Source organism: Actinomadura darangshiensis (assembly GCF_004349235.1).
In the GTDB taxonomy this organism is placed as follows: domain Bacteria; phylum Actinomycetota; class Actinomycetes; order Streptosporangiales; family Streptosporangiaceae; genus Spirillospora; species Spirillospora darangshiensis.
Window position 1 is genome coordinate 1 of sequence record NZ_SMKY01000611.1, and the last position, 1,587, is coordinate 1,587.

Here is a 1,587-nt window from a genome sequence, read left to right on the forward strand (position 1 = left end):
CGGCCTGGCAGGTCGCGGCCGGGGCGGCGGAGCGCCGGGCTCGGCGATTCGGCGCCCTCGGTGGCGCGGTGGCTCGGCGACATCCGCGCCTACTTCCCGTCGAGCGTCGTGCAGGTGATGCAGAAGGACGCGATCGAGCGGCTCGACCTCACCCGGCTGCTGCTGGAGCCGGAGATGCTGGACGCCGTCGAGCCCGACGTCCACCTCGTCGGGACGCTCCTGTCGCTGAACCGGGTCATGCCCGACAAGGCGCGGGAGTCGGCGCGGACGGTGGTGCGGAAGGTCGTCCGGGACCTGGAGCGGCGGCTCGCGCAGAAGACGCGGTCGGCGGTCGGCGGGGCGCTCGACCGGTCCGCGCGGGTGCTGCGGCCGCGGCGGCTCGCCGACGTCGACTGGGAGCGGACGATCCGCGCGAACCTGCGGCACTACCTGCCCGAGCACGGGACGCTCGTCCCCGAGCGGCTGATCGGGTACGGGCGGCGGCGGCAGGCCGTGAAGCGGGACGTGGTCCTCGCCATCGACCAGAGCGGGTCGATGGCGGCGTCGGTGGTGTACGCGAGCGTGTTCGGCGCGGTGCTGGCGTCGATGCGGTCGCTGCGGACGTCGCTGGTCGTGTTCGACACGAACGTGGTCGACCTGACCGACCAGCTGCACGACCCGGTGGAGGTGCTGTTCGGCACGCAGCTCGGCGGCGGCACCGACATCAACCGGGCGGTCGCGTACTGCCAGGGGCTCGTCGCGCGGCCCGCCGACACGATCATGGTGCTGATCAGCGACCTGTACGAGGGCGGCGTGCGGGACGAGATGCTCCAGCGCGTCGCGGCGCTGACGGCCGCGGGTGTGCAGGTCGTGGTGCTGCTCGCGCTGTCGGACGAGGGTGCGCCCGCCTACGACCACGACAACGCGGCGGCGCTGGCCGCGATGGGCGTTCCGGCGTTCGCGTGCACGCCGGACGCGTTCCCGGGGCTGATGGCCGCCGCGATCGAGCGCCGCGACCTCAAGGAGTGGTCCGAGCGCGCCGCGTCAGGCGGCTGACCTGGCCAGCCCGCGGGCCAGCAGCACCACGACGATCGCGGTCAGCACGGCGTGCCCGGCCAGCGCGGACGCCTGGATCTGCACGAGGGCGCCCCACGCGCCCCACATCGCGACGCGGGCGACGCGGGCGGCCATCACCGTCCACGCGGCGGGACGGCTGCCCCGCCATGCGAGGATCACCGCCACCAGCGTGACCACGGCGACGATGGCGAACGACGACGCGACCACGGGCAGCAGCCCGCCCCGGTGCCCCTCGGTGAGGGACGGCCTGGCGATCAGGATCGCGAGCGCCGCGACGTCCAGCACCGCGAGCAGCCCGGCGAGCAGCAGGCCGGTCATGACGGCCGGTCCGCGCCGCAGCGTCCGGGCGGCGGGCGGCACGGAGCGCGTCCGCACTTCGTCGGGAACGGAGAGGAACGGCCCGCCCGGCGGTTCGGCCGCGCGGGAGAAGCCGGCGCCCCGGGCCGGTTCCGGTGCGCCCGTGGGGCCCGGCTGCACCGGAACCGGCCCGGGGGCGGACTCGGTGGGCGCGGCGAGCGTGGGGCCGGGGTG

At 75.7% G+C, this 1,587-nt stretch carries 1 protein-coding gene and 1 pseudogene; one reads left to right on the top strand and one right to left on the bottom strand.

Annotated features, from left to right (window positions below; translation table 11 throughout):
* A partial coding sequence (locus E1293_RS46890) for a VWA domain-containing protein (RefSeq protein WP_132206594.1) occupies positions 1 to 1,035 on the top strand: 1,035 nt, incomplete at its 5' end.
* Here E1293_RS46890 and E1293_RS48400 read toward each other — a convergent pair.
* A pseudogene (locus E1293_RS48400) lies at positions 1,024 to 1,587 on the bottom strand (hypothetical protein); the annotation flags it as partial. The gene E1293_RS46890 and the pseudogene E1293_RS48400 overlap by 12 nt on opposite strands.